Raw genomic sequence first — 14,107 nt, forward strand, 5'->3', positions numbered from 1 at the left:
CTCCCGCTTGCGGGAGAGGGCAGGGGTGAGGGCCAGCGGCGGTGGCAGTACGGAAGCCTCTTCAGATCCGCGCGCGCAGGCTGAGTCGGAAGGTGCGCGGCTCCATCGGATGCACGAGGCGTCCGTTGATGCCTTCGCCGTTGTTGCAGCCCGCGCCTTCAGCTCGCGTGCAGGCGGCGCCCCAGTACTCGATGTCGTTGGCCTTGGTGTCGAAGAGGTTCAGCACGTCCAGGCCGAGCTGCCAGCGGTCGCTGAGCTGATAACCCAACCGCCAGTTGGCGGTGAACACCGCCTTGGACTTCTGCGTGCCCGTTTCCTCCAGCGCATACGCGCCGAGGTAACGCAGCTTGAACCCGCTGGACCACGGCCCCGACGGCGCCCAGTTGGCCGACATCGACGCCGACCACGGCACCGCGTTGGGCACGCGCTTGCCGCTGCCGAACTCGGTCTCCGTCGCTTCGACGAAACGCGCACGCGACCAGGCCACGTCCGCGTCGATCAGCCAATCGCGCCCGACCTGCACGTCGTTGGACCACTCCAGGCCCACGCGCTTGGACGCGCCGCGCGCTTCAGTCACGCCCTCGTCGCCGACGAACACCAGCTCCGACGCCAGATTGGCCTGCCACAGCGCCAGGCTGGTGGTCCAGCCCTTCGCGGGCTTCGTACGCAATCCCAGCTCGGTGCTCTTGGTCCGCGCCAGCAGCGGCAGCGTGTCGGTCTCGCTGCCGTCGGCCGGATTGACCGTCGTCGTCGCACCGCGCGCGTCATTCGAGCGGAACGCCCGCGCCCAATGCAGATACACCTCGGTGTCCGCCGCAACACGCGCGATCAGCCCCAGCTTCGGGCTGAACTGCGACTGGCTCGCCTTGCCGCCGTTGTCCATGTTGAACTCGCCGCCGGTGGGCGAGACGGTCGCGCGCATCGTGTCCCAGCGCGCGCCCACGGTGCTGCGCAGCCAGTCGGTCCAGCGGCTGCCCAGCTCCACGAACCCGCCGACGCTGTCCTGACTGACGCGGTCCTCGCGCACGGTGTGCGTGCGCACGCGGTCCACGGTGTCGTACAGCCCCAGCGTACCGATCTTGTCGTGGCGCCACTGCAGGCCCCAGGTCACCTGCTGATCCGCCGGCAACCACGCGGCCGGCAGCTGATGCTTCAGCGAGCCGCCCCAGAGCTTGCGATGGTCCGCCTGCTCATGCTGATCGCCGTCCGGCCCGTTGATGAAGCCCGACGGCGCGGAGAATAGGTTCAACGCGTAGTCCACCACCCACGCGTCGGCCGTCCACTGCCCGCTGCCCTGGTTGTAGGCGAAGCCGCCGCTCAGGCTGTGGCGGTGCGTGCGGCCGCCGTCGTTGGCCACCAGCGTGCCGTAGCGGCCGATCTCGCCGCTGTCGATGGCGCGCTCGGGCACGTGCTCGCTGGCGCGCCAGGAGGCGCTGTAGCTCAGCAGGTCGACGTGCGCGCCGTTGCGCTCGTCGCCGCGCGTCAGACGCAGCACCGCGTTGCGGCGATGCAGGTCTTCCGCCTGATCCCACGGACCGTCATAGACGCTGCCTTCGACCGCGCCCAGCATCGACCAGCCGCCGCCGACCTTCGTGCTCCCCGCCGCCAGCGCGCGCCGATACCCGTAAGGCCCGGCCGTCACCTGCGCGAAGGGCCGGTCGATCTCGCTCATGTAGCCGATGCGCGAGGCGCCGGTCGTCGCGAAGTCGCCGTCCTCCGCGTTGAACGCGCCCTTGCGGTAGCGCAGGCTGTCGACGAGCTCCGGGATCAGGAAGTTCAGATCCATGTAGCCCTGCCCGTGCGCATGGCTGGCCATGTTCACCGGCATCCCGAGCACGTAGGTCGCGAAGTCGCTGCCGTGGTCGAGGTTGTAGCCGCGCAGGAAATACTGGTTGGCCTTGCCGTCGCCGCTGTGCTGGGTGACGGTCATGCCGGGCATCGCTTCGAGCAGCTCGGCCGGGCGCAGCAGCGGGCGCAGCGCGAGGCGCTCGACGCCGACTTCGCCTTCGGAGGCGCTCTCCGCTTCACCGAGCTGCGCGCGGCTGCTGATGCGGACGGTGTCGAGCGTGCGCGAGGTCGTGGCGTCTGCGGCAGCGTTCGGAGCGGTCGCCTGCTGCGCGCTCTGCGCCTGTGCGGCGCAAGCGGCCAGGGCCATCGCGCTGGCGATGGCGGTCAACGCCATGGGCTTGCTGTTCTTCGAGTTCATGCAGTTCCCTGGGGGATCAAGTTGTTGTCGTTATGGAGCGTCGGACCCGCTCGATGCGGCGGGTTGGCTCGACGCGATTGCCAGATCGCGCCAGCGCACATCAGCAGCGCCATCGCGACCCAGGCAAGCGCCTGTTCGAGGCGCTGCGCCGTCGGCGCGGCCGGCTTGGGCTTGGGCGGCTCCGGCACGCGCTGAAGCGCGAGTCCGCGCACGGTGGGCACCGGCGGCACGGCCGGCTGCGCGCGTTGCTCCGGCGGCTTCTGCGCCTTTTCCGCAGGCTGATGCGCCGCAGGCGAGGCCGGCTGCACCGCCGGCACGTCCTGCGGCAACTGATCCGCCGTCCAGCGACGCACCGCCGCCAGCTCGTTGTTCAACGGCGCCGCCTTCGTCAGGTCGCGATACAGCGACGCGATCTCCTGCTTCGTCTGCGCGTCCGGCTTCCAGTAGCCCATGCGCTCGGCCTGCACCAGCCGCTCCAGCGCCTGCGCATACGCCTGCGGGTTCTGCTTGAGCCACTCCGGCACGCCGAGCTTGTGCTTGTCCTTGACCAGCACGTCGTAGAAGCTCTGCCAGTGGTCCGCCCGGACGGTGCCGGGCGCGATGCTCTGCCAGCCGAAGCTGTACTGCACCGCCTTGAGCACCTGCAGTGCGCCGGACCAGCCCTCGGCCTGCTGCGCCTTCAGCCAGCCGGGGTGCAGGTAGCGGCTCTGCATCTCCAGCGCGATCGCCTGCGCGGCGGTTTCGGTGTGCTGCTCGGCGGCGTCCTGCAGCTGGCTGACGTGCAGCGCGATGTCCTTGGTGCCGCCCGCGACCTTCGCCGCCGCGGCCAGACCGCCGAGATACTGGAACGGATCGTCGCTGCTGACCATCGCGTAGAGATGGCTGCTGCGCGACATCATCGCGGCGTCGGTGTGGCGCAGGTGCGCTCCGAGCGCCTGCTGCGCCTGCGCCGGCGGCACGCTGAGCGGCTCGCCGTCGACGTAGGGCTGGCTCATCGTGGACAGGAACAGCTGGCCGAGCCGTGGGTCGGTCTTGCCGTCCTTGCCCTTGAGCCCGTTGTCCTGCACCGCGTCGGCGATGCCGGTGCCGTAGTCGCCGGCCGGGTTGCCGAACACGCGCGCCTGCGCCAGGGCCTGCGCCTGCGCAGGCTTGAGCCCTGCCTTGCGCAACTCGCCGGCGATCGCGCGGTTGTTGCTGGCGATGGCGTTGTCGGATTCGGCTTCGCCGGCGGCGGCCACGGCCTGGTCGATCAGCTTCATCAGCGCCGGGAACTGGTCGCGGTAGGAGCCGGTGATCGACAGCAGCACGTCCACGCGCGGACGGCCGAGTTCCTTGGGGCTGAGCAGCTTGATCGAAGTTGGCCGGCCGGTCGCATCCCACACCGGCGTGGCGCCGAGCGCCACCAGCGCCTGCGCTTCCATGATCCCTTGATGGCGGAGCGTCTCGCCCGCCCACAGCGACAACGCCAGCCGCTGCGGCGCGGTGCCGGCCTTGGCCTGTTCCTCATACCAGCGCTTGAACAGCGCCTGCGCGGCCTCGAAGGCCTGCTTCGTCGGCAGCCGGTTGGGATCGAGGCCCGTGAGGTTGCGGCCCGTCGGCAGGCTCTCCGGATTGCGCAGCAGATCGCCGCCGTAAGCCGCGGGGATGAAGCGTCCATCGAGCGCGCGCAGCAGTCCCGGCATCTCGCCTTCGGTCGACAGCCGCGTGGCCATCTCCTGCGCCCGCAGCGCGAGCTGGTACAGCGCGGCCTGATCGATCGGCTTGCGCGCGGCGCGGTTGGGGACGAAGCCGTCGCCACAGGTGACGGCCGGGGCGCTGGACGCGGCGCCCGGCGCGGACGCCGCGTGCTTGAGCTCGGCCGCCACGGCGGACGCCGCCGAGGCCGCGGCCGCCGTGCCTGCTGCGATGCAGGCTGACGGCCGCAGGTCGAGGTGGCTCGCCGCCTCCGCGTCCTTCAGCGCGAGATCCAGCCAACGCGCCGGCCGAGCCGTCGCCACGCCTTCATGGTTGATGAGGAACGCCTCGTCGATGTCCTCGCCGAGCGCCTCGATCAGCGGCACGCGCAGCAGCTGCAGGATGGAGCCGCGACGCTGGTCCTCATCCGGCACGACGCCGAACACCGCCAGCCCCTTGGGCTGCGAGCTCTGCGCCAGCCGGTCCAGATACGGATGCAGCAGTTCCAGATAGCCACTGAAGTTCGCAGTGATCTGCTCGGCGGTCCAGCCCAGGTCGCGATGCAGGTTGTGCTCGACGAACTGCTGGACCATCTGCCGCTCCAGCCCTTGCCGGGTGGGACCGGGATCGACGGTCTCCCACTCATGCATCAGCTCGTGCATGTGGGCCATCTGCGCGTTGAACCCGGCCGGCGCGAAACTCGGCGTGCGATGGCTCACCATCAGCGCCCGACCGCGCCGCTTGGCGGTGAGCGCCTCCCCGAGGTTGTCGACGATGTACGGATAGATCACCGGCGTGTCGCCGAGCGGCAGCCACACCGGGTCCATCACGTCGGGCCCGCGGATCTTGCCCGGCGCCCATTCCTGCGTGCCGTGCGTGCCGAAGTGGATGATGGCGTCGGCCTGCCGCGCCCAGAGGTAGGTGGCGAGGTAATGGTGCGACAGCGGCGTCTTGCTGCGATGCATGAACGGGTCCTGCCCGTTGCGCAGCGTCTCTTCGCGCGGCGGCTGCGGCAGCACGGTGAGCGCGCCCAGCTTGAGGCGCGGGATGACGAAGACCGGCTCGCCGCGCACGCGCAGCACGTAGCGGCTGCTGGCGGGGGCGCCCCAGCGCGCGACGATGGGATCGCGCACGGCCTTGGGCAGCGCGTCGAACCACGCGGTGTAGCGCGCGAGCGGGAGCGCCTCGGCCTCGTCGGCATCGAGCAGCGCCTGCAGGTCGGTGCCCGGGTAGTACGCGGAAAGCATCGGCTTCAGGCCGGAGATCCAGTCGGCCTCGGCGATCGGCGTGACGGCATAACCCGCGTCCTTCAGGCCGTTGCTCACGCGCGCAAGGCTGCGCGGCACGTTGAGGAAGGACGCACCGAAGTTGCTCCCGCCGGGCGGGTAGTTGTAGACGAAGGCGACAAGCCGCTTGTCGGCGTTCGCCTTGGTCTGCAGCGCGACCCAGCGCGCGGCCTTGCCGGCGACGCTGGCGGCCTGACGCTCGATGAGCTCCGGCTCGCCGCGCTTCGGATGCGCGACGACGACGACCGGATCGATGAGCCCGGCCGCTTCCGGCTGCGCGAAGTAGAACGGGATGTCGGCTTGCGCGAGTCCGGTCTCGCTGCCTTCCCACACGGCCGCTTCGTCTTGCCGGTAGGGCTGCGTCTGCAGCACGGGCACGCCCCAGCGCTCGAAGGTCGGCTGCAGGGTGGCGCCTTGCGGCAGCAGGCTGTGGTTGACGATCACGCGGGCCTGCACCTGGCCGTCGCGTTCGAGCAGCTCCGACAGCGGCTTGTCGCTGAGCTGCCCGCTGAACGCGGCATACGCGAGCAGTCCCTGCTTGCGGAACATCGCGAGCCAGCGGTCCAGCCACGCGGTGTTGCCTTGGACGAAGTGATAGCGGTGAAGCAGGATGGCGACGGGTTCGCCGCGCAGTCCCTGCTGCGCGGCCCAGGCGCGGAACTCCGTCGCATCGGCGAACAGCTGGGGCGCCCCGGGGAAGTGGATGCCGCGCTGCGGGATCAACTGCGGCGGGCCGAGGTCGGGCGCCGTCTTGCCATCGAGCTGTGCTCGTGCGACGGCGAACGCCGTGCGCGTGTTGACCGGACCACCGGCCTGCAGATAACCGCGCAGGCTGCGATCGCTCGCCGCGGGCTCGCCAGCAGGAATCCACAGCACGCGCTGGGCGGGCAAGGCGGCGCGCTGGAGCGCCGCATCGACGATCTGATGCAGCCGCGCTTCCGCCGTCGGATGCGGGACATCGATCCACACGAGATCCGCCTCGCGCAACGCGCGATCCAGTGCCGGATCCTTGTCGACCGGCGCGCCGCGCAGCGGGTACTCGATCTGCTTCACGTCGAAGCCGAAGGCCTTGCCCTCACGCTCCAGCAGCGCATGTTTGGCGGCGGGCGTGATGTCGACGCTGAGGAACAGCACGCGGGAGGCCTTGCCCGCCGCGTTCGCCACGAACGGCACGCACAGCACCAGGGCCGCGGCCACCAGGCCGCGAACCATCAGGGACACGATCCTCATGGCTTTGGCGCTTCCCCGGCCTCGGGCACGTAGATGATCGAGCCGTCCTTCATCTTGTACGCGACGCCGGCGCGCTCGCCCTGGCCTTCGGCGTTGCCGCCGTTGCCGCGGTACTTGATCTCCTGGCCGTCCTTGCGCACGATGATCTCCATCCCCGGCTGACCGGGGTTGCGGATCACCGTCTCGTCCGCATGCGACTGCTGCTGCAGCGCGACCGCGGTGAGCAGCGCGACGACGAGTACCAGGAACACGTCCACGAGGTTGACGGCGGACAGCATCGGATCATCATCCTCTTCGGCGAGGATGGAGAGGCGGCGGCCGGCGCTCATGCCCAGCCCTGTTCGGCCTTGATGGCGAGCAGCTCGGCGAGCAGCCAGCGACGGCGGATCGAATACACCACCAGCGCGATCGCCGCCGCGGCCAGCGCGAGCACGACGCCGGAGAACGCCGAGCTGAACACCGCCAGGGCCGCCTGGCCCTGACCGGCGGCGACGCTCTGCAACGCCGGGCCGAGCGGCACCATCGTGGCGATCAGGCCCAGCAGCGGCGCGACGCGACCCAGCAGGCGCGGCGCCTCCAGGCTGCGGACGATCTGCAGCTCCAGCGTCTCGAGGTTGCTGGTCGCGTGCACCTTCAACTGGCGATAGCCGGGCTGGCGCCGCTGCACGGCCTCCATCACCGTGGCCCCCGCCGTCCACAGCGAGTAGACGAAGCCAAGGGCAACAAGGATCAGCACCGGCCACAACAGGGCCTGCGCGATGTGGGCGAATCCGGATTCGAGGAACATGATCGTGGGCTCAGTGCTTGGAAGAAGAATCGACCCCGCCGAAGAACGCCGCAATGGCGCCCGGGTTCGACGGGAAGTAGTGGTGGACGTAGCTCGCGCGCAGCGAGCCGAAGTCGTAGAGACGCTCGGCGGCACGGCCGGCATTCGGGTTCGTCGCCGTGGCGATCGCAGAGAGCGGCGTCTCCATCGCGGAGTAATGGAAGGTGTGGCCACGCAGCTCGCCTTCCGGCCAGACCATCGTCTGCAAGCCCAGCGCCGCCATCCGCTTCTGCATCGCCGCGCGACCCGGCATCAACGCAGCCATCGCATGCGCCTTGCCGTCGACATCACTCAGCTCATCAAGCAGCACCAGCATGCCGCCGCATTCGGCCAGCAACGGCTTGGCCGCCTCCAGATGCGCCTGCAACGCACCGAAGAAGCGCGGATGCTCGCGGAGCACCTCCGCATGCAGCTCCGGATACCCGCCCGGCAACCACAGCGCATCGCACTCAGGAACATCCTCGCCAGCAATCGGACTGAACTCGCGGACGTCGGCGCCCAACTCGCGCAGCAGATCAAGATTCGCCGGATAGATGAAGGAGAAACACGCGTCGTTCGCAACCGCAATGCGCCTGCCTTCCAGCGACCGACCGAGCACAAGACGCTCGGCCGGGGGCCCCTTTTCTCCATCTCCCTCCTTTGCTTGCCTACCGGCAAGCAAATTCCCTCCTTGAGTTACGAAAAGGGGCCCCCGGCCTCCCGTCTCCGAGCCACTCTGGAAGAATTCCCCCGCTGCGCCCGCCTCCCATGCATCCGCCCACGCATCCAGCTGCCTGTCGATGTCCGGAAGCTCCAGCGCTTGCACCAGCCCCAAATGCCGCTCAGGCAATGAGAGCGCCGCATCACGCTTCAACGCCGCAATCAGCGGAAGTTCCTTCGGCAGACCCTCACCCACCATGCGCGCATGCGCATCGCTGCCCACACGATTGGCAACGACCCCCGCAACACGGATGTCATCGCGGAATCGCGCCAGACCCGTCGCCAACGCCGCGAAGGTCTGCGCCATCGCCGACGCATCCAGCACCACAATCACCGGCAATCCGAAGGTGGCCGCCAGATCCGCACTGCTCGGCTTGCCGTCGAAGAGCCCCATCACCCCCTCGACGAGGATCAGGTCAGCGCTCTCCGCCGCCCGCGCAAGCAGTTCCCTGCAATGCGCCTCGCCGCCCATGAACAGATCGAGCTGATAGACGGTGTGACCGCTCGCGCGCTCCAGCACCATCGGATCGAGATAGTCCGGCCCCGTCTTGAAGACACGCACGCGCAGCCCACGCCGACGCGCCGCACGCGCCATCGCAGCAGTCACGCTCGTCTTGCCCTGGCCGGAAGCCGGAGCACTGATCAGGAAAGCAGGACAGGCAGTCATCGTGAGGGAAACAGGATCAGGCGTTGGTTGATAGCGGGGGGGTAGCGCTCATTCGTTGAGCGCGATCCAGCGGCCCTGCACTTGAAGAATCAGCAGGCGGCCATGGAAGACGCGCTGCAGTGCGTCGTGCGTCGCCGGATCGTGCGGCGCGCCTTCGTGGACGATGCGACCGCCGTCCATCACGACCAAGGTGTCGGCCTGAAGCGCGACGTTGAGTTCATGCAGCACGCTCACGACCGCACCACCCGCGGCGACGCGTTCGCGCACGATGCGCGCCCAGTCGCTCTGATGCGGTGGGTCGAGGTGGGCAAGCGGCTCATCCATCAGCAGCACGCCCGCGCGCACGGCCAGCGCGCGCGCCAGCAGGACACGCTGCCGCTCGCCGCCGGAGAGACTGCCCAGCGCGCGGTCCTTCCACTCCCAGCTCTGCGTCTGACGCATCGCATGCTCGACCGCTTCGTGATCGGCGGCGCTCGCCGGCGCCAGCCACGGCTGATGCGGCAGGCGGCCCAGCATCGCGATGTCGTAGGCGGTGAGGTCTTCCGAGGCCGCTTCGTTCTGACCGAGCCACGCAATCTGCCGCGCGCGGAGCTTCGCCGGCCACGCGGTCCACGGCTTGTCGTCGAGGGTCAAGCTGCCGTCGAAGGGCAGCAACCCGGCGATCGCGCGCAGCAGCGTCGACTTGCCCGCGCCGTTCGGCCCGACGATCGCCGTCCACGCGCGCGGCGCGACAGCCAGCGTCAGCGCTTGAAGCACCGGCCGATGACTCAAGGACAGAGACTTCAAGTCGATGCGCAATGACGGCACGTGACCGAGGTCGATGGAATCGATGCCGTCGACCGCGGTGCGCCCGGCCTCATCGAATCGGGCCGCGCTCATCGCGATCCTCCCATGCCGCCGAAATGCGCTTTGCGCCGGTGCATCAGCCAGAGCAGGTAGCTGCCGCCGAGGAGCGCGGTGATGATGCCGACGGGCAGCTCCTGCGGTGCGATGACCCAGCGCGCAGCGATGTCGGCGGCAAGGAGCAGGGCGCCGCCCGTCAGCGCGGAGAGGAGGAGCAGCGCACCGTGCGTGGTCGGTCCCCAGCTGCGCACGAGGTGCGGCGCGACGAGTCCGACGAAGGCGATGAGGCCGCATTGCGCGACCGCCGCGCCGGTCGCCAGCGAGAGCGCGGCGATGAGCAGGAGGCGGATGAGCGTGAGCCGCTGTCCGAGCGAACGCGCGGTGTCCTCGCCCAGCGTGAGCGCATCCAGCGTGCGGCTGCAGGCAAGCGCGACCAGCAGGCAGACCGCCATGGCGACGACCATGACCTGCACGGCGCTCCAGCCGACGTAGCCGGTGCTGCCGAGCATGAAGGCCTGCATCGCCCGCAGGATGTCGGGGTTCATGAGCGTGAGCAGCGCGGAGCCGGAACCCAGCACGACGCCGACGACGACGCCCGCGAGCAGCAGGCGCAGGCTCTGCGTGACGCCGCGCGCGAGGACGAGGGTGAGCAGCACGGCAGCTATGGCGCCGGCGAAGGCGGCGCCGGTCATGCCGACGCGCAGCGCGAGCGCGGCCGCGGCGGGCGAGACGCCCATGACGAAGAGCAGCGCGGCGACGCCGAGCGAGGCGCCGGCGGAGCAACCCAGCAGATAGGGATCGGCGAGCGGGTTGCGGAACAGGCCCTGCGCGATGGCGCCGGCCAGCGCGAGCAGCGCGCCGGCGAGCCACGCGCCGAGGGAGCGCGGCGCGCGGATGTCCCAGAGGATCATGCGCATGGTGTCGCCGCCTTCGGTCCACGGGCTCCAGCCCATGCTGCCGATGGCCAGCCCCAAGGCGAGCAGGACGGCACCGAGCAGCAGCAGCGCCGTCAACTGCGCCGCGGTCTTGGCGGAGAGCAGGGAGGAAGCGCGCATCAGCGCATGCCTCCGGGCGGTGCGTTGAAGGGAACCGTGGGCAGCGGTACGGGGCCGGCCGCGGCCTCGCGCAGGCAGCGCGCCATCAGCGCCGCAGCTTCCGACATGCGCGGTCCGGGACGCACGAGGACGTCGGACTCCGACGGGATCCAGACGCACAGGCGCTGGTTCTTCACCGCGCGGATCGCCGGCCAGCCCGGACGTTGCGGGAGTCCCGCCGCGTTGCGCTGGCCGACCATGATGACCTGCGGGTCGGCGCGGACGATGAATTCAGGATTCAGTTTCGGGAACGGCCCCAGCTCGGCCGGGATGATGTTCTTCGCACCGAGCCTCGTGAGGATCTCGCCCATGAAGGACGCGGTGCCCGCGCCGTAGGGGCCGGCGTCGACTTCGTAATAGACGCTCAGGCCGCGCGCACCGGGCGGCAACGTGGCGGCGCTCTGCGCGATGTGGCCATCGATGCGGTTCCACAGGCGGCGTGCGTCGTCCTCCTTGCCGAGGATCTGTCCCATCTTGCCCAGCACGCGCTGGACGTCGTTCATGCTCTTGGGTTCGAGCGCGACGACCTTCAGGCCGAGTCCTTCGAGGCGGTCGATGACGCGCGCGGAGACGCCGAGCACGACGACGTCCGGCTTGAGCGCGACCAGCGCCTCGATGCTGGTGTCGTCGAGCCCGCCCAGGCGCGGCAGCTTCTGCACGCTGACCGGGAAGTTGGAGAAGCGGTCGACGCCGACCACCTTGGCGCAGTCGCCGAGCTCGCAGATGGTCTCGGTGAGCGACGGCAGCAGGCTGACGATGCGGCGCGGGACGTCCGGCAGCGTGACGGTGTGACCACGGTCGTCCTTGAGCGCGATCGGCGCGGCGAGGGCGCTTGTCGCGAGCATTCCCAGCAGCGCGCCGCCCAGGGCCAGCTCCAGCGCGTGTCGCATCCAGCGTTGCATGGCATTCATCCGTTGTTCTCCTCGTCGTCCAGGTCTTCGACCGCGCGTGTCCACGGCTGTCCCGCCACCATCAAGGTGAGCTCGCCGCACTGGCGCGCGACCAGCTGGTTGAGCCATCCCAGTTCGTCCACATAGGCGCGCACCTCGCGCCCCATCGGCATCACGCCCCAACCGACCTCGTTGGAGACGAAGACCACCGGCGAGGCCAGCTGCGGCAGCAGGCGCTGCAGGTCGGCGCATTCGCCTCGCCAGTCTTCGAGACGCGGCGCGCCGTCCATCGGCATCAGCCAGTTGGTCAGCCACAGCGTCAGGCAGTCGACGACCACCAGCCGCTTCGGCGACGAGGTGGCACGCAAGGCGTCGCACAGACGCAGCGGCGCTTCGACGGTGTCGAAGCCCTCGGGCCGGTCGGCGCGGTGACGGGCGATGCGGTCGCGCATCTCGTCGTCATGGGCCTCGGCGGTCGCGACGACGGTGACGCGATGCCCCGGCGTGCGCGCCCAGCGCAGCGCGAGGCGCTCCGCATGCCGCGACTTGCCGCTGCGCTGGCCGCCGACGATCAGGTGATGAGCGGACATCGGGGATCTCCAGTGAAAGCCAGGCGTGAACGCCGGTGTGGCACAGGTGGCCGAGGTGGCCGCGGGGACCGGAGTGCCGACCTTACCGCCAGCACCTGCGGCTTCCGATTACAGCGTCGGCGAGTAGCGCAGGGTCACGAACCAGGTCCGGCCCGCCTGATTGAAGTTGTTCGCCGTCTGGTACGTGCGGTCAAAGGTGTTGTCCACGTTCAACTGCAGGCGCCAGTCCTTTGCGAACGCGTATTGCGCGTCGAGATTGAGCAGACCGTAGCCGCCCAGCCGGACCTTGTTGGCCGCATCGTCGAAGCGCTCGCCCGAGCCGACGACGTTCGCGCCCAGCGTCCAGGCGCTCAGCGTGGTCTCCGCGCGCAGCGTGCCGAAGCGTTTCGCGCGCCGTTGCAGCTGACGGCCGGTGGCGGCGTCGGTCGGGTCGAGGAAGTCCGCCGTGGCGCTCAGCCTGACCGGACCCAGGTCCGCGCCGCCCTTCAGGCTGGTGCCCTTGAGCATGGCGCGCGCGACGTTGGTGTAGCAGCCCTGGGTGGAACGGCAGGTGCCGGCGGCGCCGAAGGCGATCAGGTCGTTGACGCGATTGCGGAAGGTGGTGATCGCCACGTCCACGCTGCCCTGCGCCCAGGCCAGGCCGGCCTCGCGGTTGTGGCCGCGCTCGGGGCGGAGTTCAGGGAAGCCCTTGCCGATGTCGGGACCGTAGACGCTGCCGCGGTGGTACAGCGTGGGCGCACGGAAGGCATTGCCGGTGGACGCGGTCAGGCGGAAGCCGCCGCCGAGCTTGACGCCCGCCGCGAGGCTGCCGGTGTCGATGCCGCCGAAGTCGCTGTCGTCGTCATGGCGGCCATGAGCCTGCAGGCTGACAGGGCCGAAGCTGCCGAGGTAGCTCAGGCCGACCGCGTTCTGGCTGCGCGTGCCGCTGCCGCCCTGCAGGTCGACGTTGACGAGCCGGTCTTCGCGACGCTCCAGCACGCCGTTGACCTGGTGCTGGTCGTTGAACCTGTAGAAGCCCAGCAGCGAGGCGCTGCGGATGCGGGTCCTCGACAGGTAGGGCGAATTGGGCCGGGTCTCGTAGTTCTCTTCGGTCTGGCCGACGGAGAGCTGGGTCGAGAGGGCGTTCGTCCAGCTGGACTTGAGACTGAGCTTGGCGGCCAGCGATTCGGTGATGCCGCGGTCGTCGGAGTCCTTGCCGACGAAGGTGCCGGCGTCGTAGCCGACGTCGCTGCGGCTCTTCAAGCCGATGAGTTCGAGGCGCTGGCCCTCGGCGACGCGCGCGCCCAGGCGCAGGCTGCCGTTGTAGTTGCGCCAGCCGTCGTTGTCGGGGTTGTAGTTCTTGTTGGTGGTCAGGGCGTAGACGTTGAAGCCGGTGCCGCGGTCGACGGCCAGCGAGCCGGCGTAGTCGAAGTCCGCGTTGCCGCCGAGCAGGGAGACGTCCGCCTTGGTCTGGCCGAGGCTGCCGTGGCCGACGCCCAGGTCCAGTTGCGGACGACCGCTGCCCTGGCGCGTGAAGATCTGCACCACGCCGCCGATGGCGTCGGAGCCGTACAGCGCGCTGGCCGGGCCCTTGAGGACTTCGACGCGATCGATGAGCGACAGCGGGAGGTTCTCCCAACGCGCGCCGCCGGTGGACTGGCCGTCGATGCGCACGCCGTCGATCAGGACCACGGTGTGGCGGGTCTCGGCGCCGCGCACGAAGACCGAACTCGCGTTGCCCGGTCCGCCGTTGCTGACGATCTGCAGGCCGGCGACATTGCGCAGCAGCGCGGCGATGTTGCCGAAGCCCTGGCGCTCGATGGTGTCGCGGTTGATGACGGTGAGATCGGCCGCGACGTCGGACAGCTTCATCGGGCTGCGCGTGCCGGTGACGGTGACTTCGTCGAGCCGGTTGGCGGGGGCGGCCGATTGCGCGGACGCGGCGGGAGAGAGCGTGAGGAGCGTCGACAGGGCGAGCGCCATCGGGGTCGCTATCGGGGTGAAGGCGGGCAGCGAGCGGGCACCAGCGCGCGCGCGCGAAACGAACGGAAGCATGAGGGACGGACCAACGACGGAGTTCAGACGCCTGCTCACCCGCAGGGCCTCTGAGGAAACGGCGTCGC

The 14,107-nt window shown here is 69.8% G+C and carries 10 protein-coding genes; all 10 read right to left on the minus strand.

Features of this window, described 5'->3' with window-relative positions:
* Positions 1-61: 61 nt before the first annotated feature.
* The gene (locus ACQZ13_RS06845; protein WP_431050452.1) at positions 62-2,206 is read right to left on the minus strand and encodes a TonB-dependent receptor; all 2,145 of its coding nucleotides are present in this window, start codon (positions 2,204-2,206) and stop codon (positions 62-64) included.
* Positions 2,203-6,396: a cobaltochelatase subunit CobN gene (gene cobN / locus ACQZ13_RS06850; RefSeq protein WP_431050453.1), complete on the minus strand. Its 4,194-nt coding sequence runs from the start codon at positions 6,394-6,396 to the stop codon at positions 2,203-2,205. Before cobN ends, ACQZ13_RS06845 begins: the two co-directional genes overlap by 4 nt.
* Complete coding sequence (locus ACQZ13_RS06855) at positions 6,393-6,725, minus strand: DUF2149 domain-containing protein (protein ID WP_331616690.1); 333 nt, start codon at positions 6,723-6,725, stop codon at positions 6,393-6,395. The genes cobN and ACQZ13_RS06855 overlap by 4 nt, the downstream gene beginning before the upstream one ends.
* Positions 6,722-7,183, minus strand: coding sequence for a hypothetical protein (locus tag ACQZ13_RS06860; protein ID WP_431050454.1), 462 nt, complete (start codon positions 7,181-7,183; stop codon positions 6,722-6,724). The genes ACQZ13_RS06855 and ACQZ13_RS06860 overlap by 4 nt, the downstream gene beginning before the upstream one ends.
* 10 nt (positions 7,184-7,193) lie before the next feature.
* A complete protein-coding gene (locus ACQZ13_RS06865; RefSeq protein WP_431050455.1) occupies positions 7,194-8,588 on the minus strand; it encodes a cobyrinate a,c-diamide synthase in 1,395 nt (464 codons plus the stop codon).
* Between the two features lie 48 nt (positions 8,589-8,636).
* Positions 8,637-9,467 carry an ABC transporter ATP-binding protein gene (locus tag ACQZ13_RS06870; protein ID WP_431050456.1) on the minus strand — a complete coding sequence of 277 codons (831 nt, stop codon included), beginning with the start codon at positions 9,465-9,467 and terminating at the stop codon, positions 8,637-8,639.
* On the minus strand, positions 9,464-10,486 hold the full coding sequence (locus tag ACQZ13_RS06875) for a FecCD family ABC transporter permease (protein WP_431050457.1): 1,023 nt from the start codon (positions 10,484-10,486) through the stop codon (positions 9,464-9,466). The genes ACQZ13_RS06870 and ACQZ13_RS06875 overlap by 4 nt, the downstream gene beginning before the upstream one ends.
* Complete coding sequence (locus ACQZ13_RS06880) at positions 10,486-11,427, minus strand: ABC transporter substrate-binding protein (RefSeq protein WP_431053155.1); 942 nt, start codon at positions 11,425-11,427, stop codon at positions 10,486-10,488. The genes ACQZ13_RS06875 and ACQZ13_RS06880 overlap by 1 nt, the downstream gene beginning before the upstream one ends.
* A 5-nt stretch (positions 11,428-11,432) precedes the next feature.
* Complete coding sequence (gene cobU / locus ACQZ13_RS06885) at positions 11,433-12,005, minus strand: bifunctional adenosylcobinamide kinase/adenosylcobinamide-phosphate guanylyltransferase (RefSeq protein WP_431050458.1); 573 nt, start codon at positions 12,003-12,005, stop codon at positions 11,433-11,435.
* A gap of 108 nt (positions 12,006-12,113) precedes the next feature.
* On the minus strand, positions 12,114-13,967 hold the full coding sequence (locus tag ACQZ13_RS06890; protein WP_431050459.1) for a TonB-dependent receptor plug domain-containing protein: 1,854 nt from the start codon (positions 13,965-13,967) through the stop codon (positions 12,114-12,116).
* Positions 13,968-14,107 lie beyond the last annotated feature (140 nt).

The organism is Roseateles sp. L2-2 (genome assembly GCF_050613215.1).
GTDB lineage: Bacteria > Pseudomonadota > Gammaproteobacteria > Burkholderiales > Burkholderiaceae_C > Roseateles > Roseateles noduli.